The following is a 25,937-nucleotide window of genomic DNA, read 5'->3' on the forward strand; positions in this document are numbered from 1 at the left end:
GCCGGATCCGGTTTTTGATCATTTTTGCGTTTAATTGGGACGGGGAATGGGTAAGTTAGGTTAGTATACACTGTCCAACGATTGACAGGTGTGAGGACCTTTAGAGGAGGAATTGTATCATGGCTATTACCATGCAAGCTGAAGCACGCAGCAATGCGTCCAAAGGAAGCCTTCGCAAGCTTCGCCAAGAAGGCAAGGTGCCTGCCGTGGTATACGGCAAGAAGCTGGAATCTTCATCGGTTATCTCCCTGGAAGAGAAGGAAGTGCTTCATCTGCTTCGCTCCCAGCCGAATGCCATTATCGAGCTGACTATTCCGGATGCCGGCAAACAGCCGGTCATGATTACGGATGTGCAGCGCGACGCGCTTTCCCGCAAGCTGGTGCATGTGGATCTGCATCAAATTAACATGAACGAGGAAATCAAAGCCTCGGTTCGCATCGACATTACCGGCGATTCAACAGGCGTTCGTGAAGGCGGCGTACTGTCTGTGACGCTGCATGAGGTAGAGGTGCAGTGTTTGCCGAACGATATACCGGAGTCCATTGAAGCGGATATTTCCGCTCTTGGCGTCGGCGAAAACTTAGCTGCAGGCGATCTGAAGCTGCCTGGAAAGGTTCAGCTGGTTACCGATCCCGAGCAAATTGTCGTAGGCGTACTGGCGCCGCAGAAGGAAGTGTCCGAGGAGGAAGCCGAAGAGGCGGCCAAAGAGGACGAAAAGGCGGCGGCCCGTTCCGAGGACGCCAACGCGGTGGACGAGGAATAAAGCGCCGTACTGCGGCGTAGCGGCATAGGAAAAAGGCTGTTCCCATCCGAATTGGAGGGGACAGCCTTTTTCCAACTGTAGGAATGAATAAGTATTCCAATCTCCCCTCCTGTTCTCTTCTTGCTCTGCACCGAAAAGGACGGAGGTAGCCTTGCCTTCCTAGGCATAACGATAAACGGAAAGCTTATAGGCGTAAAAATTATTGTTATCAACAATCAACACAAAATTCCCCGTTTTGCGGCTGTTTGTTATGCCGGTTCCGCTTTGCATGGTTAAGCTGAAGCTGCCCGCATCCCGGTTGTAAAGGTCGCGAATGTTGTATTCAGCCGTTACCGTACCGCTTATTACAAAATCAGGCGATCTTGTATAATCGATGCGTGTCGGCAAAGCCGGAACATTCGTAGGCGATGAAAGAAAAAAATTATACGCCGTTGTAGCATTATTAATTTGGAAGCGCGACGCTGCCGTCGCATCCGGCGGATCACATTCCTTCATTCCGGCGCAGAATACGCTCATTACGATGACAAGCAGAATAAATAAAACCAGAACCGTTCCGAGGTCGCCACCGCCATAGCGGCTGATTGCTGCGTCCTTATTCATTTGAATTCCTCCATACTTTGTTTTCTATTGGACGTTTTCAGTCTCATTTAAGCTGATCAAATCGATCTTCATACCTCTATTCTATTCGCCAGGCTAACTTCGTGACTGAGGCTTATATCCAATAGAGAGAAAGATAGTTTCGGGTGAGGCGAGTGGGTGGCCTTAAGAAAGCGGGAAGTGGGCGAAACCGCGCTCTTTGTGGTACAGTGATTGGTAGCAAACTGTTACAGAGGGGTGCGGCAGCAAGCATGAAATGGATCGTTGGGCTCGGCAATCCCGGGCCGCAGTATACGGAAACCCGCCATAATATCGGATTTAAAGTTGTCGACGCGCTGGCGGAGCGCTGGGACATCAGGGTGACGCAGAGCAAGTGCCGCGCGCTCATCGGCGAAGGCCGTGTCGGCAACGAAAAAATATATTTGATTAAGCCAATGACGTTTATGAATTTGTCCGGCGAGTCGATGCGGGCGTTTATGAATTATTTTAACGCGAAGCTGGAGGACGTCATCGTCGTTTACGACGATATGGATACGGAGACGGGCCGAATCCGCCTGCGTTATCAGGGCGGGCCGGGCGGCCATAACGGCATTAAGTCAATCATTCAGCATATGGGCACACAGAATTTTAACCGGATTCGCATGGGTGTTTCCCGTCCGACAAACGGCATGATTATTGCCGACTATGTGTTGTCGAATTTTCCGAAAAGCGAGCGCGATGCGGTGCAGACAATGATCGACAAAGCCTGCGATGCCGCCGAGCATGCGCTGCAGCATCCGTTCGACGACACGATGGGCAAGTTCAACAGCTGAGCCGATCGTTAAAAAAGCCATAATGTGGGCATGCTGTTACCAACGAAACGTTGGACAGGAGGTCACATGATGGCGATTCATTATGAGTGCCGGCATTGCCGGATTCCGCTTGGCACCATCTCGAGCCTGCAGGGCATTACGGAGAACAGGCTCGGTTTGCATTTCTTGACCCTCGAAGAGCGCAGCGATATAATAGCCTATAATCCGGAAGGCGATATGATCGTGAAGCTCGTATGCGAATACTGCAGCGAGGCCGTCGCACGCAACCCGGAGCTGCTGCTGGTATCCAACCCGCTGCAGTGACATAAGCAAGGCGTACATTCCAGGATAAACACATAGGCAAGAGCCTTGGCGGCAGCCGAGGCTCCTTTGCGTGTTATGATTCGCCGTCTGTCCAAGGCCCCGTTCATCAGGAGGCCTTTGTTGACGTCCGCTCCCGCAAGCGCTGCGGAGGGGGATGGCAGGACGGACAGACGGCGCGCAAGCTTCTTGAACTGAAAAGGGGTGCCCTAACTTGAAAGCGTTACTAGAGGCTTTTGCCGCCGATCGGGATTTTCAATCGATCGTTGCCGGATTCCGAAAGGGCATGAAGGAACAGATGGTGTCCGGCCTCGCAGGCTCGTCCCGGCAAGTGTTAATGGCCGGCCTGCGCCAGGAATTCCAGCAGCCGCTGCTGGTCGTGACGCACAATATGTTCGCCGCCCAAAAAATCGCCGAGGATTTGCAGGAGCTGCTCGGCGGCGAAGAGGTGCTGCTGTATCCGGCCAATGAGCTGGTCGCGGCCGAGGCGGCTGTATCCAGCCCCGAAATGCTCGCACAGCGCATGGATGTGCTGATTCGCCTGTCCCGCGGCTACCGCGGGATTGTTGTTGTGCCTTTTTCCGGGGTCCGGCGTTATTTGCCGCTCAAGGAAGTGATGGCCGAGGCCAAAATCGAGGTGGCGGTCGGAGCCAATCTTCCGATGGATTCATTCCTGCAGCGCATGAATGCGCTCGGTTATGTGCGCGCAGACCGCGTCGAGAATCGCGGTGAGATGAGCGTGCGCGGCGGGATCGTCGACTTTTATCCGCTAACGGCGGATTCGGCGGTTCGAATGGAATGGTTCGACGACGAAGTTGACTCCATCCGTACGTTCGATCCCGAAGGGCAGCGCTCCATCGACAAACTGGATAGCTATATCGTTCCACCCTGCCAGGAGCTGATTGCGGACGAGCGGCGTTTTGCCGCCGCCGCCCAGCACGCGTCCGAGCTGCTGGAGCAGCAGCTGGACCGGATGACCGACCGCACCGCCAAGGACCGGCTTCGCTCCGAGCTTGGCGCAGAGATGGAACGGCTGCGGCAGCATATTTATTTTCCCGAACTTTATAAATACATTGCGCTGCTCTACCCTGAACGCCAGACCATCTATGATTACATGCCGGAGGATACGCTGCTTGTGCTCGACGAGCCGACTCGCCTGATTGAGACGGCCCGCCAGCTGGAACGGGATGAGGCTGAATGGCAGGCGCATCTGCTGAGCAACGGCAAGTCGCTGCCAAGCTTCAAGCTGGCTCGCGAAAGCGACGACGTTTTGTACCGCCGGCCGTTCCCGTCGCTGTTCCTGTCGCTGTTCCTGCGCCAGGTGCCGCATACGCAGCCGCAAAATATTTTAAACTTCATGTGCCGGGGCATGCAGAATTTCCACGGGCAGATGAACGTGCTGAAGTCGGAGATGGAGCGCTGGAAAAAAGCCGGCGCGCAAGTGATGATGCTGGCCGGTACAGGCGAGCGGATGGACCGGCTGCGCCGCGTGCTCGGCGATTACGATATCGAGCCGCCGATGCTGCTGGAGGGCGGGCTTGGCAGCGGCTTTGAGCTGCCCGGCTCTCATCTGGTCATTATTACCGAGGGCGAGCTGTTTTCACAGAAGCAGCGCAAGACACGCCGCGTCGATAAAAACATGGACAATGCTGAGCGCATCAAGAGCTACACGGAGCTGAAGGTCGGCGACTACGTCGTCCATCAGAACCACGGCATCGGCAAGTATATGGGCATCGGAACGCTGGAGATCGGCGGCATTCACAAGGACTATATGCATATCCTGTATGCCGGCGGCGACAAGCTGTCCGTGCCGATCGATCAGATTGATCTGATCCAGAAGTACGTCGGCTCGGAGGAGAAGGAGCCTAAGGTTTACAAGCTGGGCGGCAGCGAATGGACGCGTGTCAAGAACAAAGTGCGCAGCTCCGTCAAGGACATCGCGGACGATCTCGTCAAGCTGTATGCGCAGCGCCAGGAGGCGAAAGGTTTCGGCTTCGGGACGGACACCGCCTATCAGAACGAGTTCGAGGCGATGTTCCCCTATGATGAAACTCCGGATCAGCTGAGGGCGATTCGCGAGATCAAAAAGGATATGGAGACGCAGCGTCCGATGGACCGGCTGCTGTGCGGCGACGTTGGCTACGGCAAAACAGAGGTTGCTGTGCGGGCGGCGTTCAAGGCGGCAATCGAGGGCAAACAGGTCGCGGTGCTGGTGCCAACGACGATTCTCGCGCAGCAGCATTATGAGACGTTCCGCGAGCGCTTTGCCGATTTTCCGTTCAAGGTGCAGGTGCTGAGCCGTTTCCGCTCGCGCAAGGAGCAGACGGAGACGATGAAAGGTCTCAAGAGCGGCACGGTCGATGTTGTTATCGGCACGCATCGCCTGCTGTCGCAGGATATCGTGTTCAAGGATCTAGGCCTGCTAATCGTCGACGAGGAGCAGCGCTTCGGCGTATCCCATAAGGAGAAGCTGAAGCGGCTCAAAACGAATGTAGACGTGCTGACGCTGACGGCGACGCCGATTCCAAGAACGCTGCATATGTCGATGCTCGGCGTGCGCGATCTGTCCGTTATCGAGACCCCGCCGGAGAACCGTTTCCCGGTGCAAACCTATGTGGTGGAGTACAACACAGCGCTTGTGCGCGAGGCGATTGAACGGGAGCTGGCGCGCGGCGGCCAGGTGTATTACCTGTACAACCGCGTGCAGGGCATCTACCAGATGGCGGAGCTGCTCGGCTCGCTCGTGCCGGAGGCGCGGGTGTCGGTCGGCCACGGGCAGATGTCGGAGCAGGAGCTGGAGAAGACCATTCTGGATTTCCTCGACCGCGAGTCCGATGTGCTTGTGAGCACGAGCATTATCGAGACCGGCGTAGACATTCCGAATGTGAACACTTTAATCGTGCATGATGCGGACAAAATGGGCCTCTCGCAGCTGTACCAGCTGCGCGGGCGCGTAGGCCGGTCGAACCGGATTGCTTACGCGTATTTTACGTACCAGCGAGACAAGGTGTTGACGGAGGTCGCCGAGAAGCGGCTCCAGTCAATTAAGGAGTTCACGGAGCTGGGATCCGGCTTCAAAATCGCTATGCGCGACCTTGCTATTCGCGGCGCGGGCAATCTGCTCGGAGCGGAGCAGCACGGCTTCATCGCATCGGTCGGTTTTGATCTGTATTCGCAGATGCTTGCGGACGAGATTGCCAGCCGCAAAAAGGAAATGTACGGCGAGGAGCAGGAGGTCGAGAAGCCGGTTCACACCGTCATCGATCTGAGCTTGGATGCTTATCTGCCTTCCGACTACATCTACGACAGCATTCAGAAAATCGAGATTTACAAAAAGGTCGCCGCGCTTTCCTCGCTGGAGGATACTGACGATCTGCATGACGAGCTGACGGACCGGTTCGGCGATCTGCCGCAGGCGGTAAGCACGCTGCTGGATGTCGGCAGGCTCAAGGTATACGGCTCGCGTTACGGCATCGAGTCGATCAGCGCCGGCAAAAACGACGAATGGTCGCTGAAATTTAGCGTCTCCGCTGCGAAGCAAGCCGATACGCGGGCAATCGACGGGCTTTGCCTGGAGTTCGAGAACCGTTACCGCCGCATTGGCGGCGGCGCCAAGGGAGAGCCAATGGAGCTCACGCTCCGGGGCAAAGGGCTCAGCAGCGACGAGCGGCTGGAAATGACGCTGAAGCTGCTGAAAAGATTTGGCGAGGCCGCTCTGCCTGCTGCAGCTCAGCTCGAGAAAGCCGCAGGTAAATAAATCCTGCGGCAGACCTGCGGCGCTAAGGTTCCTTTAATGCGCCGCAGTACAACTTCTGCTACACTATTAACATGCCTGAACAGATCGAGAGGAGACGAGTATGTTACTATCCACGAAGCGCCCGGCAGTGCGGCGCACGCTAATGATTGTGCTGACTGGCGTGCTTGCGTTTGCCTTGGCCGCATGCGGCCAGAAGGAAAGCAAGGATACAATTGCCGAGTACGAAGGGGGAACGGTCACGAAGGAGCAGTTCGACACGTTTACGAACGTACTGCGCGTGATTAATCCGGAAGTAGCTCTTTACCTGGAAATGGCCGACTACAAAAACATGGTGCTTGACCAATATATCGGCTACCAGCTCGTATACAAGGATGCAACGAAGGAAGTTAAAGACAAGGCTGCTAAAGATGCGGACGAGCAGTACAAGCAGATCGAGGCTGCCTTGGGCAAAGAAGCGCTTGATAAAAGCCTCAAGGACAACAAGATTGAAGCAGACGACGTGAAAAACTTTATCACGCTGTCGCTTGGCGTGACGGAAACGATGGCCGCCAAAGTGACTGACGATGAAGCAAAAAAATACTACGATGAGAATAAAGAAGGGCTGACCAAGGTTACGCTGCGCCATATTCTCGTTGGCTTCACAGACGCCGAGGGCAAGGAGCGCAAAAAGGAAGACGCGCTGGCCCGCGCCAAAGAAGCGAAGAAAAAGCTGGAAGCGGCTAATGCGGATTGGAACGCGCTGGCCAAAGAATATTCCGAAGATCCGGGCTCGAAAGATGCCGGCGGCCAGTATGCCGATCAAGCTGCTGGCGGCTGGGTGGAAGCCTTCAAAAAAGCTGCGCTTGAGCAGGAAATCGGCGTAATCGGCGAGCCTGTCGAAACGGAATATGGCTACCATGTCATTAAGGTCGAGAAGCGTGAGCTGCCGACTTTTGACCAGTCCAAAGAAGGCGTCAAACAAACGCTGGCTCAGAATAAGCTGAACGAATACATGGAAAAAGAAGTGCCAAAGCTCGTTAAGAGCAAAGAGAAGTTTACTGACCCGTCTCCTTCGCCAGGCGCGTCTTCGAACCCGTCGACAAGCCCGTCGCCGAGCTCCTCTCCGAGTCCGTCAACGAGCCCGTCGCCAAGTCCGGCAAGCTAATTAATGAACACAAACGTCCCTCGCAGCGACAGTTGCCCGAGGGACGTTTTTTTGTCTGTACTTTTTATTTTGATTGAAAAAACAAAAGAAGTGACTGTTGCGATCATATTTATGAAAACACGAATAATAAAAATCGAGCATTCAGAGAGAGACAAGAGGGAGTGGCGTGTTAAATCCTATTCATATAGTCGGATTTAATGTTAGTTTAAATTACATATAAGAGTGATTCGGATAGTGAAAAGACTTAAAACCAAACTGAAATCAGGATAAATGGACTAAAATCTTACATTTAAGAGTTCGGATTTAATCGAAATAAGGTACAAAGACCTGGATTCAATATTTTAATGTTAGATATGTTGACATAAGTTTTGTCCTCCCTCTATAATACAAATCACGAACAGAGAAGCAGTACCCGCCTACATAATGTTCGGATTATTGAGGGGAGTGGAGAGGGAATGAGAGAGAAAAAGAGCAAATTTAAACGGCAGGCACTGGGATTGGCGGCATTATCACTGGCGGTTATGCTGGCCGGATGCGGTCAGAACGAACCGGCGTCGGGATCGTCCCCGTCGGCTTCGCCAGGGGCAAGCTCTTCACCAAGTGAAAGCGGCAGCGAAATCAAGGTCGGAATCCTTCATTCACTCAGCGGAACGATGGCCATCAGCGAGGTATCGGTTAAGGACGCGGAAATGATGGCGATTGAAGAAATTAACGCAAAAGGAGGCGTGCTTGGCAAAAAGATCGTTCCGGTCACCGAGGACGGCGCCTCTGACTGGCCGACCTTCGCGGAGAAGGCGCGCAAGCTGCTGTCGGAAGATAAGGTGGCGACAGTGTTTGGCGGATGGACGTCCGCAAGCCGTAAAGCGATGCTGCCGGTATTCGAGGAGCTGAACGGACTGCTTTGGTATCCGGTTCAGTACGAGGGGCTTGAGGCTTCGCCGAACATTTTTTACACAGGAGCGACGACGAACCAACAAATCATCCCGGCGGTTGACTGGCTGCTGGAGAACCGCGGCAAAAAGGTGTATCTGCTCGGCTCCGACTACGTCTTCCCGAGAACGGCGAACAAAATCATCAAGGCGCAGCTGGAAGCAAAGGGCGGCGAGCTGGCGGGCGAGGAATATACGCCGCTTGGCCATACCGACTACACCACGATTATCAGCAAAATCAAAGCCGCCGATCCCGACATCGTGTTTAATACGCTGAACGGGGACAGCAATGTTGCCTTCTTCAAACAGCTGAAGGATGCAGGCATCGGCGCAGCTGACATGACGACGCTGTCGGTATCGGTAGCGGAGGAAGAAATTCGCGGTATCGGCGCGGATGTGCTCGCAGGACATCTTGCCGCCTGGAATTACTTCCAGACGACCGATACGCCAGCGAATAAAACATTCGTCGAAGCGTACAAGGCCAAGTATGGCGCTGACCGCGTGACAGCCGATCCAATCGAAGCCGGATATGCTGCGGTGTACCTGTGGGCGGCTGCCGTCGAGAAAGCGGGCTCAACGGATGTAGCCAAGGTGAAGGAAGCGGCCAAGGAGCTGGAGTGGGACGCGCCGGAGGGCAAGGTCAAAATCGACGGGGAAACGCAGCATTTGTACAAAATGGCCCGTATCGGCGAAGTTCAGGCGGACGGCCAGTTCAAGGAGCTGTGGAACTCCGGAGAACCGGTTAAACCTGACCCGCATCTGGAGTCGTACGACTGGGCTTCCGGACTGAGCTCCGGCAAATAAAATCAAAATCGTTGCAGACAAGGCGAGCCTGGAACCTTCCAGCGTTCGCCTTTGACGCAAAGGGGCTGCGTTTTGAAGGAGCATAAAAACCGGAGCCGCAGCTTGAAACGCCGGATTCAGCCTAATGGAGGGGAACTGGCGCCGCATTTTGTCACGGGTCTTTTACGGCAGGGAGGGTTCAAGCATGGAGGTAGTGTGGCTTCAATTGTTCAACGGAATCAGCGTCAGCTCCATTTTGCTGCTGATTGCGCTGGGGCTGGCGGTGACGTTTGGCCAAATGAACGTCATTAACATGGCTCACGGCGAGCTGATTATGGTAGGCGCATATGCAACATATTTGACTCAACAGCTGTTTCAGGCATATTTGCCCTCATCATGGTTTGACCAGTATTTCCTGCTGTCGATTTTAGCCAGCTTCGCAGCGGCGTTCCTGATAGGACTTTTGCTCGAAAAGGTGCTGATCCGCTTTTTGTACGGAAGACCGCTCGACAGCCTGCTGGCGACTTGGGGCGTAGGGCTGGCGCTGCAGCAGCTGGCCCGCTCCATTTTCGGAGCTCCCAACGTCGGCGTCAAAAGTCCTTCCTGGCTTGAAGGAGGGCTTGCCGTCACGGACGGACTGGTATTTCCCTACAAACGGCTGTTTATTCTCGGGCTGGTGGCGCTTTGCCTGCTGGCGATGTTTCTGTACATTTACCGCACCGCAGCCGGCCGCCGGATGAGAGCGGTCATGCAAAACCGGGATATGGCGGCGTGTCTTGGCATATCAACCCGGCGGGTGGACAGCATGACGTTTGCGATTGGCTCAGGCCTTGCCGGCATAGCAGGCTGTGCGCTGACGCTGATCGGCCCGATCGGACCTTCCATTGGCACTTACTACATCGTGGACGCGTTTATGGTCGTTGTGCTGGGAGGCGTCGGCAAGCTGATTGGCACAGTTGTTGGAGCGCTTGGCATCGGCATGACGAACACATTGTTTGAATTCTGGACGACCGCATCGCTCGGCAAGGTGCTCGTATTCCTGTGCATCGTGGCTTTTCTGCAATGGAAGCCAAAAGGATTTGTAGCCCTGCGCACCCGGTCGCTGGACTGAAGGAGGCGGAAGCATGAAAGCAATGATGCAAAAAATGAGCGCTTCCCGGTACGGACTGGCGGGAATTTATTTGCTGGCGGCCGCGCTGCTCATGCTGGCGCCGATGTTCACAAGCGATTTCCGGCTTAATCTACTGGCTAAGTTTCTGGCGTTTGCCATCGCGGCAGTTGGACTGGATTTGCTATGGGGTTATACCGGCATTCTCAGTTTGGGGCATGGCGTATTTTTCGGGCTTGGGGGCTACGCCATGGCGATGCATCTCAAGCTGCAGGCAAGCGGCGGCCGATTGCCTGACTTTATGGATTGGAGCGGCCTGACAAAGCTGCCATGGTTTTGGGCGCCCTTCGGCAACTTCTGGTTGGCGGTAATACTCGGTATTGCTATACCGGCTGTAGTGGCGTTATTTTTAGGCTATTTCACGTTCCGCAACCGGATTCGCGGCGTTTATTTTACGATTTTGACGCAGGCGCTCGTCATTATTAGCGTCACGCTGATTACCGGACAGCAGGCTTATACGGGGGGAACGAACGGTATTACCGGGTATGGCGAGCTGTTTGGCTACTCGCTTGCGTCCCCGGAAACTAAAACGGCGCTTTACTACGTTACGGCCGCCGTGTTAGTGCTTGTATTTCTGCTGGCGAGGATTATTGTCAAAAGCCGGTTCGGCAAGGTGCTGCGTGCGATTCGCGACGGAGAGAACCGGGTGCGCTTCCTCGGCTATAATCCGGCCAAATATCAGATGGCGGTATTCGTTCTTTCCGCTGCTTTTTCCGGCATTGCCGGGATGCTGTTCGTGCTTCATGTCGGCATCATCTCGCCTTCCATGATGGGCATCGTGCCATCGATTGAGATGGTGCTGTGGGTAGCGATCGGCGGCCGGGGCACGCTGATTGGAGCCGCGCTGGGCGCGCTGCTGCTGAACGGGGCGAAAAGCACGTTTAGCGAGACGTATCCTGACATTTGGCTGTTCTTTATGGGAGCTCTGTTCATCGTCACGACCGTATTCCTGCCGCGCGGCATCGCCGGGCTGGCCGTGGACGGCTGGCGCAAGCTGAGGCTGCTGCTCAGAGGCAAACGGAAGGAGGAGCCGGATCATGAGCGATCCCGTTATTCTGCGGTGTGAGGATGTGACCGTCTCTTTTGACGGGTTTAAGGCGGTGCAGGGAATGAACCTTGTGCTGGGCAAAAGCGGCCTCAGATTTCTGATCGGCCCAAACGGCGCAGGCAAAACAACGATGCTTGACGCCATCTGCGGCAAAGTGAAACCTTCCGGCGGAAGCATTTTGTACCGGGAAGAGATCGATCTTGCAAAGCGTAAGGAGCATCAGATTGCAGAGCTTGGCGTCGGGCGCAAATTCCAAGCCCCTTCGATTTTTCCAAGTTTGTCGGTAGAAGAAAATCTGGAGCTGGCGATGCGGCAAGACCGCGGCATTACAGCGACGCTGCGGGCAAAGCTCAGAGCGGCGGATCGGAAGTTGATTGGCGCGCGGCTGGAGAGCATCGGCTTGGGCGGCAAGCAGAAGCTGCGCGCGGGCAGCCTTTCGCACGGAGAGAAGCAGTGGCTGGAGATCGGCATGATGCTGCTGCAGGAGCCTTCGCTGCTGCTGCTCGACGAGCCGGCTGCGGGCATGACCGACCGTGAAACCGAAAAAACGGGCGTGCTGCTGCAGGAAATCGCACGTGACCGGGCAGTTGTTGTTGTGGAGCATGACATGGAGTTTGTGCGCAATTTTGCCAGCATTGTCACCGTCATGCACGAGGGCCGGCTGTTAATGGAAGGCACGATGGATCAGGTGCAGGCCGACGAGCGGGTCGCTGAAGTGTACTTGGGCAAAAGGAGGGAAGCGGCATGCTGACGGTGGAACAGCTGGAATCCGGCTACGGGGAAAGCCTCGTGCTGCGCGGCGTGACGCTGGAGGTGCGGCCCGGCCAGGTAGTCTGTTTGCTGGGGCGCAACGGCACCGGCAAGTCCACGCTCGTCAAAAGCATTATGGGCGTGCTGAAGGCAAAAGCCGGAAAAATCAGCTACGACGGCAGCGTGCTGACGCGCAAGCCTCCCGGCGAGCGCGCGCGAAGCGGGCTCGGGTACGTGCCGCAAGGAAGGGAAATATTCGGGCAGCTCACTGTCCGCGAAAATATTTTGATCGGCCTGGAGGCTTCCCGCCGGCGCAGCGGCGACGAGATTCCGCCAGCGGCAATTGAGCGGTTCCCTGTCCTGCCGACGATGTATGAGCGGCGCGGCGGCGATCTGAGCGGCGGCCAGCAGCAGCAGCTTGCTTTTGCCCGTGTTCTGGCGGCGGAGCCGGAGCTGCTCATTCTGGATGAGCCGTGCGAGGGCATTCAGCCTTCAATTGTTGACGACATCCGCGATGTCATCCGTTCCATTAAGTCCGATGGACGCACGGCCATTCTGCTAGTGGAGCAAAGCCTGGAATTTGTGCGCAGCGTCGGCGACTATGTGTATATTTTGGAAAAAGGCTCTGTCGCTTGGCAGGGAGAGATGGAACAGATGAACGACGAGGTTGTTCGGCGATATCTGACGGTTTAGAAATGGAGTGATCGGGCATCGAAAAGCCTGCCGGAATTTGATTCCAGCAGGCTGTTTGGCATTCGAGGAAAGCATTGGCTCCGATTCGAAAAGGCGGATGGAATGGCGATCGACGGGCTATTTTCCAGAAGAGGACAACGTCAGCTGGGACAGTGCATAAGAAAATGGGAGCGGATGAATACTATGGTCAGATTCGAGGGTCAACACCTGACAGATCAACTCCTATCCCGCATACATCAGTACCAGCGAGCATCCAGTCGACTGACAACTCTTCGAGGAAAGTGGGGCAACATGACAATGAAAGCAACTGGAATTGTGCGTCGAATCGATGATCTCGGCCGCGTCGTTATCCCGAAAGAAATCCGCCGTACGCTTCGGATTCGCGAAGGCGACCCGCTTGAGATTTTCGTGGACCGCGACGGCGAGGTCATTCTCAAGAAGTATTCCCCAATCGGCGAGCTTGGCGATTTTGCCAAGGAGTACGCGGAATCGCTCAGTGAAAGCACCGGGCATATTACGCTTATTTCCGACCGCGACACGGTTATTGCCGTTGCCGGGGCTTCCAAAAAGGATTACATGGACAAGCCGGTCGGTTCGCTGCTGGAGCAAGCGATGGACAGCCGCAAGACGGCGTTGGAAAGCGGCGAGCACGAAATTGTGAAAAACGCTCCCGAGACCTATTCTTCCTTCGTAGCTGCTCCAATCATCGCCGGCGGCGATCCCATCGGCACGGTTGTGCTCATGAGCAAGGAAGATTCGGTCAAAATGGCTCAACTCGAGATCAAAATGGCGGAAACAGCAGCTGGCTTCCTCGCCAAGCAAATGGAACAGTAGAATAGCTTCTGCCCCCGGCAAGCTTCCATTTTCGATTGGATAATCGAGAGCGGAAGCTTGTTGACGTTAACCTGGATTTTCGTTCGTCAAAGCTCAGCGGTCGGACAGAAGCATCAGCGTGGGCGGCGATCCGGCGTAAACGAGCGTTAAAGAACTGGCGGCCGGGAACAGCAGAGGCTCGCTTGCATGCAGCAGGCGAAGAGAGCCGGCCTCCGTCAGCTCCAGCCGCAGTTCAACGGGGGAAAGCGTAATGTAAGGCGACGAGGAGCCCGCAGCTACTTTGCGAAAAAGCGTTCCCCCGTCTCGCATCATGACATCGACGGGGCCTTCGCGCGCAAGGTTAAGAAGCCGGACCTTTGTGCGGTCTTCGCGATTCTCCTCTTCGTCGTCGAATACCAGCAGCTGTGTCCCGGCGTCTTTTTCCGATGGAGCAGCTGCGACGGTGTACCGTCCGCCTCCCTTGAATTTCAGCTCAAATTCGAACGGCTCCCGATCCTTCCGATCCGCCTTCTCCTCGTCATCCTTGAACGAGACCAGCCGAATCGTATGTTTTCCCCTCAGCACCGCTGCGTAGGGAGAAGCGGTGAGATAATCGGCTTCCAAAGCTGCGGGAGCACCTTCCAGCGTGAGCGCCAGCTGCGGCTGGCCCGGCGCGGCATGCAGGAGACGCACAAGCGCATAAGCGGAAGATTCGGGATCGGAATCGGGCGAAGCTTCTTTTTTTGCACGGCCCATCGGGGCAGGATAGAAGGAAACGCTGTTTTGTACGGAAGGTGCCTGTTCGCTGTTGGCAACCGCTTGGAAGAGCTCGCCAGGCGGGTTGGCATCAGAAGCTGACAGCGGCGCGGATGATCCGAATGCGGCGTGAGCGCCTGCTGCGGAAGTGTTGGCCCAAGCGGAGGCAGCAGCGTATCCAGGCCGAATGGACGGGGCGAGCTCGGCAGAACCATACGCATCGCCCGCATTAGCTGCGGAATAGTTGACCCAATTGGAAGTAACAGCGTATCCCGGCGGAATGGAAGCAGCGAGCCCGGGAAAGGGTAGATGCTGCTGCCCGTACGGATGAGCGAATTGGCCGGGGATTCGCCCGATAGGGAATGTCTCGGCAAACATCCCGGTGCTCGAATGCGCAGGCTGGCCACCCTCCAAGCCAGGCAGGGCGTGCGGAAAATAAGCTGCGGCCTGCGACGGGCTTAACGCCGACGCTGCGTTAAAACTGTCCAAAGGAGAAATTGGGGTCGCCAGAGGGTCGTACAGACCGTATTCGCTTGCCAGAATTTTGTCCAGAATCTCCCGGCTCATGACAGCGTAAGAAGAGCTTAGCTCTGAATCAAGGTTCCGATAATAATCTGCCAGCCATTCGTATTGGCTGGCTTTTTGCCGTTCGTTCCATATCATGTAATCCATGTAATAATCCATACCCTACCTCCTTGCCGTTCCTGCCGGAAACAGCTGAAAAACGCCGCTACTCCAGCATATGCAGCTAAAACTCGGCCCATACGACAGAAAGGAAGAGGATTCGTCAAACGGGAAGCGCGAATCGGGTCGGAAAAAAGCTCGGACGGGACAAGACTGCAGGACAATCCGTTATAATGGTGGGAAAGGACGAGTGAAGGGACCGGAAGCGAACTATGGGAGAGCAAGCGGGGAAAGGGATCGGCGGCGGCAAAAAGGGAATGCTGGGCGGAGCGGCAATGCTTGCCGGGGCGGCGCTGCTGTCAAAGCTGATTGGCACGCTCCAGAAAATTCCGCTGCAAAATGTGGCTGGCGACCGCGTGTTCGGCATTTACAACGCGGTTTACCCGTTTTATCAGCTCATTCTTGTGCTGGCTACGGCAGGATTGCCGGTTGCAGTCGCAATCCGCACCGCGACGCTGCTGGAAGCGGAAGACCGCGTCGGAGCCCGCCAAGCCGCAGCAGCGGGCGTTGTGCTGCTGTCGCTTTTCGGGGCGGCTGGTTTTGCGCTGCTCTGGGCCGAAGCGGAGGCGTTCGCCCGGCTTGTCGGCGATCCGGCGGCGGCGCGGTCGGTCCGCGCCGTTGCGGCCTCGCTGTGGTTCGCTCCAGCGCTTGCCGCGCTGCGGGGTTATACGCAAGGCAGCGGAGATTTAAGGCCGACAGCCTGGTCGCAGCTGGCGGAGCAGTGCGTCCGCGTCGCCGCGATGCTGCTTCTGCTGCGTTTAGGCTGGGAAGCGGGCTGGAGCGAGGAAGGCTTAGCGGCCGGAGCGATGTCTGGATCGTTTTTTGGCGGAGCGGCAGGACTGCTGCTGCTCGTTTGGCTGATGCGCAGGCCGAAAGCGTCTTCCGCAGCTGCCGAAGCGACGGAGGAAGGGGCCAAGGAGCGTAGCGGCTGCAAGGATAGCGCGGCCGTTGCGAACGGCGGCATGCTGACTTCGGCGGCCGGCCGGAGCGGAATTTATTGGGAGCTGGAAGCTGAGAGGCGCGAACAAGCGGAAAAGCGCTCGGGAACGCTGCCGCTGATGAAAGGGCTGACGGCGGAGATGCGCCGGCTTGGTGTTATCGCGCTGCCGGTAGCGCTCGGCGCCATTGTTTCCCCAGTGCTGGGAGTAATTGATGCGTTCACCGTGCCGCGTCTGCTGAGCGAGGGCGGGTTGAGCGGAGCGGAAGCGATGATTGCGTTTGGCCTTTATAGCCGGGGCCAGCCGCTTATTCAGCTTGTGGCGATGGTTGCGGGAGCCGCTGCGGGCGCAGTCGTTCCGCAGCTGGTACGCTCGCGGCGCGCCGCGCCGCATGAGGCGGCTGCAGCCGCGCGGCTGGCGCTGCGTGCAGCTGCGCTTGCGGGAGCCGCTGCGGCAGCGGGGCTCATCGTGCTGGCGAAGCCGCTCAATGTAATGTTTTACACGGACGCGCAGGCGACCGGCACGCTGGCGCTCGTCGGCAGCACAGCGCTCGCCGCAGCGCTCAGCGCAGTATGCGCCCCGCTGCTGCAGAGCCTCGGCGCGCTGCGCACGCCTGCGGCGCTGTTGCTGCTCGCGGCGCTGGCCAAAGCTGCGCTCAACGCGGCGCTTGTGCCGCCGCTAGGCATCGCTGGCGCCGCCTGGGCGGGCATCGCCGCCACGGCGCTTGCCGCGCTGCTCGGCGCGCTCGCGACGGCACGCGCAGCCGCTGCGCTCGCTGCGCCGCCGGCGCAGCCCGCACGCGCTGCGCTGCGCCGGCTCGCGGCAGCTGCGCTTGCGCTGGCGGCGATGAGCGCCGCTGCGGGCGCGGCTGTGCGCGCCGCAGCTTTGCTCGCGGCGCTTGCGCCGGCGCTGCCGCCGCGCCTGAGCGCCGCCGCGCAGACGCTCGCCGGCGTTGCGCTCGGCGCCGCCGTGTACGGTGCCGCGCTGCTGCGGCTCGGCGCCGTCTCCGCGGCAGAGCTGCGCCTGCTGCCCGGCGGTGCCGGGCTTGCCGCGCGGCTGGCTCGCTGGCGGCTGCTGCCTCGCCGCAGCAGGTAGCGGGCGTGAGAGCCGCAGTTGGCTCTGCCTTACTACGGCGCCTGAAACGCCCTTAAACCCGCCGATGTGCGCCGAACGGCACTCACTAAGGGCATCAAACGCCCTTAAACCCGCATAATCCGTGCAAAAACATTGAAATAAGGCCAAAAGTGGCCTTAAACTCGCCTGATAGATGCGAAATCGCCAAATTAAGCCCGAAATTGGACTTAAATGAGCCTAATCAGCACATAAACGCCAAATTAAGCCCGAAATTGGACTTAAATGAGTCTAATCAGCACATAAACACCAAAATAAGCCCAAAAATGGCCTTAAATGAGCCTAATCAGCACATAAATACCGAAATAAGCCCAAAAGTGGACTTAGAATCAAAAGTAGACACCTTCTAACTTTGATCAAATAAAAAGGTCGTCAAACGCCCTTAAACATGCCGGTCTGCGAAGAACCGCACTCACTAAACGCCCTAATCCCGCCGAAACAAGCCTAATTGCCCGCTTTGAGCGACCTTACTAACAAACTTTCATTTCACGCTCGAAAGCCTTCACCAACCGCATATTCTACTTGATTCAGGAATTGTATGACTTATTTTTCCATACCGAGAGCGAGGCCGCTTGATTCCTGGCTTCAAGCCAAGTAAAGTCTAAGGGAGGCTTAGCCGTCCGCTTCGGCGGAAAGGAAGCCGCGACCGTAACGAGAAGGAGGCGCAGCAGCGTCATGAAAGCCCCATCGAGCACCAACCGCCATCCGGAGGATGGAGCCGGCGCTTCCGCGCCGTCCATTACGATAGCCGGACTTGGAACCGGAGATCCGGATCAGCTCACGCTTGGTATTTGGCGCAGGCTGAAGCAGTCTTCCGTCATCTACGTCCGCACCGAAAAGCATCCTATGATGGACATGCTTCGCGAAACGGGCGTACCGGTCCGTTCTTTCGACCGCCTGTACGAGGAAGCGGATTCGTTTCCGCAGGTGTACGAGGACATAACCCGCGAGCTGCTGGCTTTAGCCAAGCAATCGCCGGACGGTATTCTTTATGCCGTCCCCGGCCATCCCATGGTGGCGGAGCGTACGGTTCAGCTGCTGCGGGAGCGCTGTCCGGAGGAAGGCGTACAGCTGCATATTTTGGGCGGCGAAAGCTTTCTGGACATCGCTTTTACGCGTCTCGGCTTTGATCCTATCGAAGGGTTCCAGCTGCTCGACGCCTCCGGCCTGCAGCCGCATCTGCTTCAGCCTCAGCTGCATACGCTCATCGGTCAGGTGTACGACGACTTTACCGCTTCCGATGTCAAGCTGACGCTGATGGAGCGTTACCCCGAGGAGCATCCCGTTACGATCGGCCACGCGCTAGGCGTTGCCGGGGAAGAGCGCATCGTCACGGTGCCGCTCTACGAGCTGGATCGCGGCCAGAACTATGGCAATCTCAGCCTCGTCTACGTTCCGGCGAGCGCCGACGAGAGCTTAAGGAACCGCAGCTTTGACCGGCTGCATGAGATCGTCTCGATTTTGCGCAGCCCGGAAGGATGCCCGTGGGACCGTGAGCAGACGCATCAATCCATCCGCAAAAACTTCATCGAGGAGCTGTACGAAGCGCTGGAGGCAATTGACGAGGACGATCCCGACGGCATGCGGGAGGAGTTCGGCGACGTCATTTTGCAGGTGATGCTGCATAGCCAGATGGAAGAGGAAACAGGCGCTTTCACCGTGTACGACGTCATTCAGGAGCTGAATGAAAAGCTTATTTTCCGCCATCCCCATGTGTTTGGCACGACAGATGCGTCGGACTCCGGCGAAGCGCTGGCCAACTGGGAAAGGATGAAGGCGGAGGAGAAGCAGCTCAAGGGCCGGAATGCGGACCGCAGCTCCCAGCTGGACGGAATACCGAAGGATTTGCCTGCGCTGCTGACTGCCTATAAGCTGCAAAAGAAAGCCTCCAAGGTCGGCTTTGATTGGGACGAGCTCCAGCCCGTGCTGGAGAAGATCGAGGAAGAGCTGGGCGAGGTTCGTGAAGCGGCGGCTGAGGGAGACCGTGAGGCAAGCGCAGGCGAGTTGGGCGATTTGCTGTTCGCTGTCGTCAACGCCGCCCGGTTCCTGGATGCCGACCCGGAGGAGTCTCTCGCCCGCACCAATGCCAAATTTAAGAGACGCTTTCTCTATGTCGAGGAACAACTTCGTATAAACGGCAAATCTTTTGACCAGACTGACTTACAAGAGATGGACCGTTGGTGGGAAGAGGCCAAATTGAAAGGATTATAGGGAGGCGTAAGCCTTGCTGTAAGGAGAGAGCTGCCGGCTATGAATCTATCATTCCTAACGCAGTTTCTCGCATTCAATCGCTTCCGCACCGGCCGCCAATGTCGATCTGTTCGTCACCTTTCGCTCATTCTCGACGGATTTTCGCAAAAAAATTTCAGGATGCAGCAGGATTTTTTCATGAGAGGAACGAATACGTAACCCTCGAAAAATTTCTCCCGGTTATCCCGGCAGCACCGCCGCTTGCCGCACCAGTTTCGGAAAACCGGGGGGAAGAAGAACGGCGCCTGAACGTCCTTAGGCGGCATGACCGCCGGGGCAGTTAACGGGACCTGAGGCATACCGGTCTTGTTTCGTCCGTACCTGCTGCCATGGCAGCAACCACCACTGCAATTCACTTGAGAACTTTATCTTTCGGGAGGAATTTACGATGAACAAAAATGACCTGATTAACAACATTGCAACGAAGAGCGGCCTGACTAAACGCGACGTGGAATCCGTACTTAACGGTTTCCTGGGCGAAGTTACCGATGCGCTTGCTTCCGGCGACAAAGTTCAACTGATCGGCTTCGGCACATTCGAAACCCGCACCCGTTCCAGCCGCACGGGCCGCAACCCGCAAACGGGCAAAGAAATCAGCATTCCGGAATCCAAAGTTCCTGCATTCAAAGCCGGCAACAAGCTGAAAGAAGCCATCAAGTAATTGAGGCTCGATAAGTTCCTTAAAGTCTCCCGGCTCATCAAGCGGCGCACCGTCGCCAAAGATGTGTCGGAGCAGGGACGCGTATGGATCAACGGCCGCGAGGCCAAGCCGAGCAGCTCCGTCAAAGCCGGCGACGAGCTGCGTATCCAATACGGGCAGAAGTACATCACCGTACGCATCGAGCGCACGGCGGAAACGACCCGCAAAGATGAGGCAGCAACGCTCTATACGTTGATTAAGGAAGAAGCGCGGGAACGCGAAGACGACGGGCTTGGCTTCTAGCCGGCCCGCCGGATGAATAGAATGTTAAGGCAAGGTCTGCGGACCTTGCCTTTTTTGCTCTGTAAAAATGGATCGCTGCAGATTTTTTTAAAAATTTTGCTTCAAGGTGTTTGAGCGGCGCAAGCTATGGTTAATGAGGATTACCCCCCACTCCTATAGGTTCTAAACCTCGTCCCCTCCTAATAAGCTTGGCTTATAAGGAGGGGACGAGGCATGAATGAAGCTACGAAGGGGCAGAAGCGGCAGGAAGTCAAAATGCTGAACCGCAAGCTTCTGGAGATAACCGGGGTGCTGAATGTAGAAAGCTTTGATAATGAAGAGTTTCTGCTCGAAACCGAGCTTGGGTTTCTGGCGATTCGAGGCCAGAACCTGCATATGAAACATCTGAGCCTGGAACAGGGACTTGTTGCGATTGAAGGGCTTGTCCATTCCCTCGCCTATTTGGACGGCTCGCAAACCGTTAAATCCAAAGGCCTGTTCGGGAAGATATTCAAGTGACGCTGGAAACTCAAGGCTGGACGATGGCAATGCTGCTGCTGTCCGGCCTGATGATGGGTACAGTGTTTGACGGCTACCGCGTTGTGTCCCACGAGCTGCGGTTCCCCCGGTGGATTTTGCCGGTGCTGGATATCGCGTACTGGGTCGTCGCGGCGCTAGCTGTTTTCCGGGTTCTGTACGCCAGCAACGACGGCGAGGTGCGGGCGTATGTGTTCCTGGGTTTGCTGATTGGGATTTGCCTGCATTATCTGGCTTTTAGCGGGGCGGCAATCGCTCTGTTCCGATGGCTGATTGGAGCGGTGCGGGCGCTTATCGGATTTTTGATTCGACTGACGGACATGCTTATTATTCGGCCCTTGATCGCTTTATACCGAATCGTTCGCGTTTTGACAGGTTTTCTAGTTGCCTTTTCTATTTTCATCGTCCGAATTGTGTTACAATTGGTTCGTCCAATTTGGATTTTGTTACGCTGGATGTTAGGCCCGCTGCTCCGGCCGTTAGGCAGGCGGCTTCGTCAGATGTTCATCCGCTGGAAGGTGCAGGAGAAGTGGATGCGTTTGTCGAATGGGTTAATCCAGGCTTGGAAGCGGCTTAAACGCAAGTGATTGGATATAACTCCGGTCCTTCAAGCCCTACCTTGAAAGAGACAGGAGGATTCACGTAGATGATAAGTCCGACAACGACGGGTGCACGCAGAAGATTTAAGCTGTGGCTAGTGGCGATGACAGTCATTCTAGCGTGGGCGGGGTACACCTTGTTCTCTCAAATGGAACGGCAAGCCGAGACGGAGCAGAGGCTTTCTGTCGCTAAGGAACGGCTGGATGGAATGCAAAAGAAGAGCGAAGAGCTCAAAGCGCAAATGAAGCAGCTCAACGACCCCGAATACATTTCCCAGCTCGCCTCCAAAAAGCAGGGGCTCGTCAAACCCGGCGAAGAGCTGATTACTCCGTCGGAGTAAGGCTCGGAAGGCTTAGCAGGCCGGGCATCCGTCTGTTGACCTTGCTTTTAACGATACGGTATAATTAAGATTAAGCGTGCCCTCAATGCAGGGATTGGCATGGTAGCGGCAGTTAACATGCTTCGCACAACTTTTAGGGAGGAACATTTTATTTTATGGCAATAGAAGTGGGCGCCAAATTACAGGGCAAAGTGACAGGCATTACACATTTTGGGGCATTCGTCGATCTGTCGGGGGGTGTCACTGGCCTCGTACACATTTCCGAGATTGCCGACAATTATGTGAAGGACGTCAAGGACCATCTGAAGCTGGAAGATGTCGTGACGGTTAAAGTCATCAACATCGATCAAGGCGGCAAGATCGGTTTGTCCATCAAGCAAGCAATTGACCGCCCTGAAGGCAGCGCGCCTCCAGCGCGTGAGCGCTTCAACCGTGAAGGCGGAAGCGGCGGCGGCTTTGGCGGCGGTGGACGCGGCCCAGGCGGTCCAGGTGGAGGCCCACCGCGCGGTCCGGGTGGCGGCGGCTTCGGCGGCGGCGGACGCGGCCCAGGTGGCGGCGGCGGTGGTGGCCGTCCGTTCAACAAGGGTGGCGGCGGCGGTCGCCCTGCATTCGGCAAGCCCTCTTTCGAGGATAAGATGTCCCGATTCCTAAAAGATAGCGAAGAACGGATCTCGTCTCTGAAGAAGAACACGGAAGGCAAGCGCGGCGGACGCGGCGCGAAGCGCGTGTAATTCCGATCGGCGGTAATGCAGCAGAGTCCTAACGGACTCTGCTTTTTGCATTTTACGGGATTCTAATCGCAGCCCTTTTCATAGAAAACTATCGGCATATCGCCTTAACCAAGGTCTATAGACCTTGGTTTTTCGAGTTTGTTTATGTCTAAAGACCTAATAAAACTCCAAGTTTTGGTCGATATACAGAATAGGCAAGCAACAAGAAGGGAAGAGCGGAAATGCAGCAGACAGGAGAGGGCGAGCAGGGGTTTACGCTGCTGGAAATAATGGCTTCTATCGTCATTTTATCCATTGTTGCGTTGACGCTGAGCGGTTTTTTTGTGCAGGCGATGTCCTACAGCAAGCAGAACCAGAACAAAACCATTGCCGTTCATCTGGCCCGCAACGCTCTGGCTTATATCCAGAAGGAAGCTTATGCTCCGCTGCATGATTATTTCACTGTGGCCGACGCAGGTGGAGGTTATCCGGCGCTGGAAGCAGCGCAATGCCGGCCATCCGGCGGCTGCGAGCGGTACTCAGAGTTTGTTGCCGACACGGCGACGCTGGCTCATGTGCTGAATCCTGAAATTAACGGTGTGGCCTATGCGGTCAAAATCACGTACCAGCCGGAGCTGGCCCCTTATTTGGAGCTTGACCCGGAGGAAAAGGAAGCATCAGCGTTAGCGGCAAGTCCAACTGCTGGTTCCATCGCGCCAGCTTCAGGCGGGGCGGCGGGTTCCTCGGCGCTTTCGGCTTATTTGATGGCGGTCCAGGTCGAAGTAAGCTCGGATACGGGCGGCCGCCGCTCCGAATCGGTGCGTGTGGAGGGGTATTTAACCGATGAAACGATTCGTTAACCGTCTCCGCCGGGAAGAGGGCTATACGCTCATTGAGCTGATCGCGGCGCTCAGCTTGTTGTCGGTTGTAATGGGAGTAATCTATGCCACAGTGTCGTTCGGTATGAATGCGTACGAGCGTGTTCAGGTGCAAAACGAGCTTCGCGAGGATGGAGATATGGTCATGAGCGCAATTATGGCTAGGCTGTATACGGTTGGTCCGAGCCGGATTGAGGCTGTTCCTGAGGGAGCAGATTTTGATCAGGGCATTCGGCTGTTTTTCAAGCAGCCTGGCCGTTCGGCGGAACAGTCGGAGGAGCTTGCCTTGCGGACCGATGAATCCGGGACCGGCTACTTGGAGTCCGGCGGACAGAGACTGGAGCTGGACTCCTCGCTTGTGTTAGACGGAGCGGATGGCTCCGCGATCCGGTTGACATGCGCTCAAGGCGGACAGGAATGCACGAGCGGCTTGCTGAGCATCCGGCTCCGGCTGCTGCAAACTTTCGGAGGACAGGAGTATACACTCGATGTGGAAAGCAAATTCGGGTTTTAGCCGTTTTTCCGAGAGCGTGGACGTGAAGGGGGATAAAGGCTCCTCCTTGCTGCTGGTCGTATTCCTCATTTTGCTGCTGTCGCTGCTTGGGGTCGCGGTGCTTGGCGCAAGTCTGGGCGGAGCGCTGCGAACCGAGCGAAGCGAGGAAAATGTCCAAAGCCTGCATCTGGCCCAAAAAGGGCTGGATGAGGCGGTGGCCGCAATTTACGACCGGTTCAACAACCGATCCATTGATCCAGAGTCGCTCGGGGACGAGCTGAAGAACTTTACAATCCGATTCAACGAGCAGCTGAACCGGGACATGAATACCGGAAGCAGCGGTTTGGATGCGGCGTCCCGGCCCTTTTACCAAGTAGTCAGCGTGCTTTGTGCGGATGAGGGCGAATGCGGTTCGCCGGTTGGGACGGGCAGCGGAGCGTACCAGTTTGCTCTGATTGTGACGGCGGAGGCCCAGGTAGACGGAGCGCTCAGACGGCTGCAGCAGGAAATTGTGCTGGATACCTACCCTGATTTTCTCAAGTATGCGTTTGGCTCCGAAGGCATGGTCACCGTGCACGGCGCGCCGTATTTCAGAGGCAATCTGTACGCGGGAGAAGGGTTGCTGCTAAGCGATACGGCGGAGTATGTGTACTTGGGCAAGCTGAGGACGCAGAAGACGCAGTTCATGTATTTGGATCCTTATGCCGGCACCGGAAGTGCCGCTCAAGAGGGCAGCGGCTTGCTCATTACAGGAGACGGCTCCAACATGCTGTATGGAAACGGGACGACTTATCCGGACGATGCCTCGGGATATACGGCTGTATATGACCGCAGTCTTGCTGCGGCAAGCGGCATTGATGCGGACCGCACGCATGGCCTGGGAAGCCGGATTCGCGTGGAGCCTCCGCAAAAGTTCGTATCCATTGACGTAAGATCCAGCTTTTTGGATAAAGTCCGGGACTCTATGGGCGCTCTCGCGGGCAAAAACGAACGCACGATCGTTGAATCCGTCTATTCCGCTGAAGGCGCTGCGGGGCTAGTTGCCAAGCTGAAAAATCAGTACGGGGCCTCGTATGAGCAGCTTGGCAGTCCGCCCGCGCTTACGGTGGAAGAGCCGGTGCTGCCGGATATTTTGCTGAACACTCCGCTGCCGGAAGAAAATGCGGGAGATGGAACCGTTCCGCCAAGCTCGCCGTCTGAATATGAGCTGGCAAAGTTCAACTATGAGCGGGAGCTGCAGGCTTACGAGGAGGCAAAGGCAGTTTATAATCTGGCCGTTGCGGACTTCGGCGTTAACCTTCGCTCAATTGGAGCTGCTGGGCGGAAAGGGTCGGCGCTTGTTGATGGGCCGCTCATTCTGAACGGCGATTTACCGGCGATTGATTTTGCCGTGAAAGGCAAGCATAACTGGCTCATCGTCAACGGCGATCTGGAGCTGTATGGTGCGCCGATTGGAGCGAAGCCGGCGGACGGAGAAGAAGAGCAGGATACAAGGGCGGCTGGACCGGTAAAGCTGCGGGGCAATATTCTTGTAACCGGCAATGTAACGCTGTCCGGGCAGGTTGATGTCGACGCGACGATGTACGTTCTCGGCCGCACGGATATTCGCGACGCCGCTCTGCGCGGCTTGCGAGCTGAAGGGAGCGCCGTCCGCAAGGAGATTGTGCTCATCGGCAGCGGCCCCATTGATATGTATCGGGTCGATTCCTTCCAGCGGGTGGAATCCGGCTACGGCACCGGCACTGCGGCGGACAGTCCGGTACTGGACGCTTTTCTTTACACCGATAGCTCTGCCAATCTTTATGGCGTAGGCAGCGCCTTCTGGATGAGAGGAGGATTTTTCTCCCGAGGCAATCTCACCCTTAATGCTACAATGGGCACCACAACGGAGCTTGAGCCGACCTCTCAGCAGGGGGCCAGGCTGGGATTTGAAGATCAGGGAAGCATCGATAAGGAAAAAGCCCGTTTTATTATCGAGTTTAACAACTCCGTGTTCGGAAGCCAGAATGTGGCGCTGCCCCGGGTGAACCGGGTCAGATTGACGACAGGCCCGCTTAAGCTAGTAGATTAACAGCAGCATGCCAAAGAGTCCCTAAGTCAGAACGCTGACTTAGGGACTCTTTGGCATGCTGGCGTATAT

Annotated in this window: 24 protein-coding genes; 22 read left to right on the forward strand and 2 right to left on the reverse strand. The window is 56.4% G+C overall.

Features of this window, described 5'->3' with window-relative positions; genetic code table 11:
- Positions 1–119: 119 nt before the first annotated feature.
- Positions 120–764: a 50S ribosomal protein L25/general stress protein Ctc gene (locus M3223_RS22010; protein ID WP_251565646.1), complete on the forward strand. Its 645-nt coding sequence runs from the start codon at positions 120–122 to the stop codon at positions 762–764.
- Positions 765–923: 159 nt separating this feature from the next.
- Here M3223_RS22010 and M3223_RS22015 read toward each other — a convergent pair whose 3' ends face one another.
- Positions 924–1,364 (reverse strand): hypothetical protein, encoded by a 441-nt coding sequence (locus M3223_RS22015; protein ID WP_251565648.1) that lies wholly within the window; start codon positions 1,362–1,364, stop codon positions 924–926.
- A 248-nt stretch (positions 1,365–1,612) separates the two neighbouring features.
- Here M3223_RS22015 and pth point away from each other — a divergent pair, with 248 nt between their 5' ends.
- The 10 genes from pth (at position 1,613) to spoVT (ending at position 13,579) form a co-directional block, all read left to right on the forward strand.
- A complete protein-coding gene (pth, locus tag M3223_RS22020) occupies positions 1,613–2,173 on the forward strand; it encodes an aminoacyl-tRNA hydrolase (protein ID WP_251565650.1) in 561 nt (186 codons plus the stop codon).
- 69 nt (positions 2,174–2,242) lie between these two features.
- Positions 2,243–2,476, forward strand: a complete 234-nt coding sequence (locus M3223_RS22025; RefSeq protein WP_251565652.1) for an anti-sigma-F factor Fin family protein — start codon at positions 2,243–2,245, stop codon at positions 2,474–2,476.
- A 211-nt stretch (positions 2,477–2,687) separates the two neighbouring features.
- The gene (gene mfd / locus M3223_RS22030) at positions 2,688–6,230 is read left to right on the forward strand and encodes a transcription-repair coupling factor (protein WP_251565654.1); all 3,543 of its coding nucleotides are present in this window, start codon (positions 2,688–2,690) and stop codon (positions 6,228–6,230) included.
- Between the two features lie 100 nt (positions 6,231–6,330).
- Complete coding sequence (locus tag M3223_RS22035) at positions 6,331–7,374, forward strand: peptidylprolyl isomerase (protein ID WP_251565657.1); 1,044 nt, start codon at positions 6,331–6,333, stop codon at positions 7,372–7,374.
- A 455-nt stretch (positions 7,375–7,829) separates the two neighbouring features.
- Positions 7,830–9,107 (forward strand): urea ABC transporter substrate-binding protein, encoded by a 1,278-nt coding sequence (gene urtA / locus M3223_RS22040; RefSeq protein WP_251565658.1) that lies wholly within the window; start codon positions 7,830–7,832, stop codon positions 9,105–9,107.
- Between the two features lie 184 nt (positions 9,108–9,291).
- Complete coding sequence (urtB, locus tag M3223_RS22045) at positions 9,292–10,197, forward strand: urea ABC transporter permease subunit UrtB (protein ID WP_251565660.1); 906 nt, start codon at positions 9,292–9,294, stop codon at positions 10,195–10,197.
- A 22-nt stretch (positions 10,198–10,219) separates the two neighbouring features.
- Positions 10,220–11,320: an urea ABC transporter permease subunit UrtC gene (gene urtC / locus M3223_RS22050; protein WP_251565781.1), complete on the forward strand. Its 1,101-nt coding sequence runs from the start codon at positions 10,220–10,222 to the stop codon at positions 11,318–11,320.
- A complete protein-coding gene (gene urtD / locus M3223_RS22055) occupies positions 11,292–12,053 on the forward strand; it encodes an urea ABC transporter ATP-binding protein UrtD (protein ID WP_251565662.1) in 762 nt (253 codons plus the stop codon). Before urtC ends, urtD begins: the two co-directional genes overlap by 29 nt.
- Entirely contained in the window at positions 12,047–12,745 is a 699-nt protein-coding gene (urtE, locus tag M3223_RS22060; protein WP_251565664.1) for an urea ABC transporter ATP-binding subunit UrtE, read from the forward strand. Before urtD ends, urtE begins: the two co-directional genes overlap by 7 nt.
- Before the next feature lie 297 nt (positions 12,746–13,042).
- A complete protein-coding gene (spoVT, locus tag M3223_RS22065) occupies positions 13,043–13,579 on the forward strand; it encodes a stage V sporulation protein T (RefSeq protein WP_285891413.1) in 537 nt (178 codons plus the stop codon).
- A 93-nt stretch (positions 13,580–13,672) separates the two neighbouring features.
- On the opposite strand, the gene M3223_RS22070 is transcribed toward spoVT, so the two are convergent.
- Positions 13,673–14,998, reverse strand: coding sequence for a DUF4397 domain-containing protein (locus M3223_RS22070; protein ID WP_251565669.1), 1,326 nt, complete (start codon positions 14,996–14,998; stop codon positions 13,673–13,675).
- A 212-nt stretch (positions 14,999–15,210) separates the two neighbouring features.
- Between M3223_RS22070 and M3223_RS22075 the strand changes: the two genes are divergently transcribed.
- From M3223_RS22075 to M3223_RS22125, 11 genes are all read left to right on the forward strand, one after another.
- On the forward strand, positions 15,211–17,031 hold the full coding sequence (locus tag M3223_RS22075; RefSeq protein ID WP_251565671.1) for an oligosaccharide flippase family protein: 1,821 nt from the start codon (positions 15,211–15,213) through the stop codon (positions 17,029–17,031).
- A gap of 711 nt (positions 17,032–17,742) precedes the next feature.
- The gene (gene mazG / locus M3223_RS22080) at positions 17,743–19,278 is read left to right on the forward strand and encodes a nucleoside triphosphate pyrophosphohydrolase (RefSeq protein ID WP_251565673.1); all 1,536 of its coding nucleotides are present in this window, start codon (positions 17,743–17,745) and stop codon (positions 19,276–19,278) included.
- Between the two features lie 427 nt (positions 19,279–19,705).
- Positions 19,706–19,978: an HU family DNA-binding protein gene (locus M3223_RS22085; protein WP_251565675.1), complete on the forward strand. Its 273-nt coding sequence runs from the start codon at positions 19,706–19,708 to the stop codon at positions 19,976–19,978.
- Positions 19,979–20,260, forward strand: coding sequence for an RNA-binding S4 domain-containing protein (locus tag M3223_RS22090; protein WP_251565677.1), 282 nt, complete (start codon positions 19,979–19,981; stop codon positions 20,258–20,260).
- A gap of 213 nt (positions 20,261–20,473) precedes the next feature.
- A complete protein-coding gene (gene yabP, locus M3223_RS22095) occupies positions 20,474–20,758 on the forward strand; it encodes a sporulation protein YabP (protein ID WP_251565679.1) in 285 nt (94 codons plus the stop codon).
- Positions 20,755–21,363, forward strand: a complete 609-nt coding sequence (yabQ, locus tag M3223_RS22100) for a spore cortex biosynthesis protein YabQ (protein ID WP_251565681.1) — start codon at positions 20,755–20,757, stop codon at positions 21,361–21,363. The genes yabP and yabQ overlap by 4 nt, the downstream gene beginning before the upstream one ends.
- 59 nt (positions 21,364–21,422) lie before the next feature.
- Positions 21,423–21,716 (forward strand): FtsB family cell division protein, encoded by a 294-nt coding sequence (locus M3223_RS22105; protein WP_251565683.1) that lies wholly within the window; start codon positions 21,423–21,425, stop codon positions 21,714–21,716.
- A gap of 155 nt (positions 21,717–21,871) precedes the next feature.
- On the forward strand, positions 21,872–22,447 hold the full coding sequence (locus M3223_RS22110; RefSeq protein WP_251565685.1) for a S1 domain-containing RNA-binding protein: 576 nt from the start codon (positions 21,872–21,874) through the stop codon (positions 22,445–22,447).
- 221 nt (positions 22,448–22,668) lie between these two features.
- Entirely contained in the window at positions 22,669–23,286 is a 618-nt protein-coding gene (locus M3223_RS22115) for a type IV pilus modification PilV family protein (RefSeq protein ID WP_251565687.1), read from the forward strand.
- A complete protein-coding gene (locus M3223_RS22120; RefSeq protein ID WP_251565689.1) occupies positions 23,270–23,818 on the forward strand; it encodes a PulJ/GspJ family protein in 549 nt (182 codons plus the stop codon). The genes M3223_RS22115 and M3223_RS22120 overlap by 17 nt, the downstream gene beginning before the upstream one ends.
- Positions 23,793–25,868 (forward strand): hypothetical protein, encoded by a 2,076-nt coding sequence (locus M3223_RS22125; protein WP_251565691.1) that lies wholly within the window; start codon positions 23,793–23,795, stop codon positions 25,866–25,868. The genes M3223_RS22120 and M3223_RS22125 overlap by 26 nt, the downstream gene beginning before the upstream one ends.
- The last annotated feature ends 69 nt before the right edge of the window (positions 25,869–25,937 follow it).

It is taken from the genome of Paenibacillus pasadenensis, from assembly GCF_023715725.1.
GTDB lineage: Bacteria > Bacillota > Bacilli > Paenibacillales > Paenibacillaceae > Paenibacillus_O > Paenibacillus_O pasadenensis_A.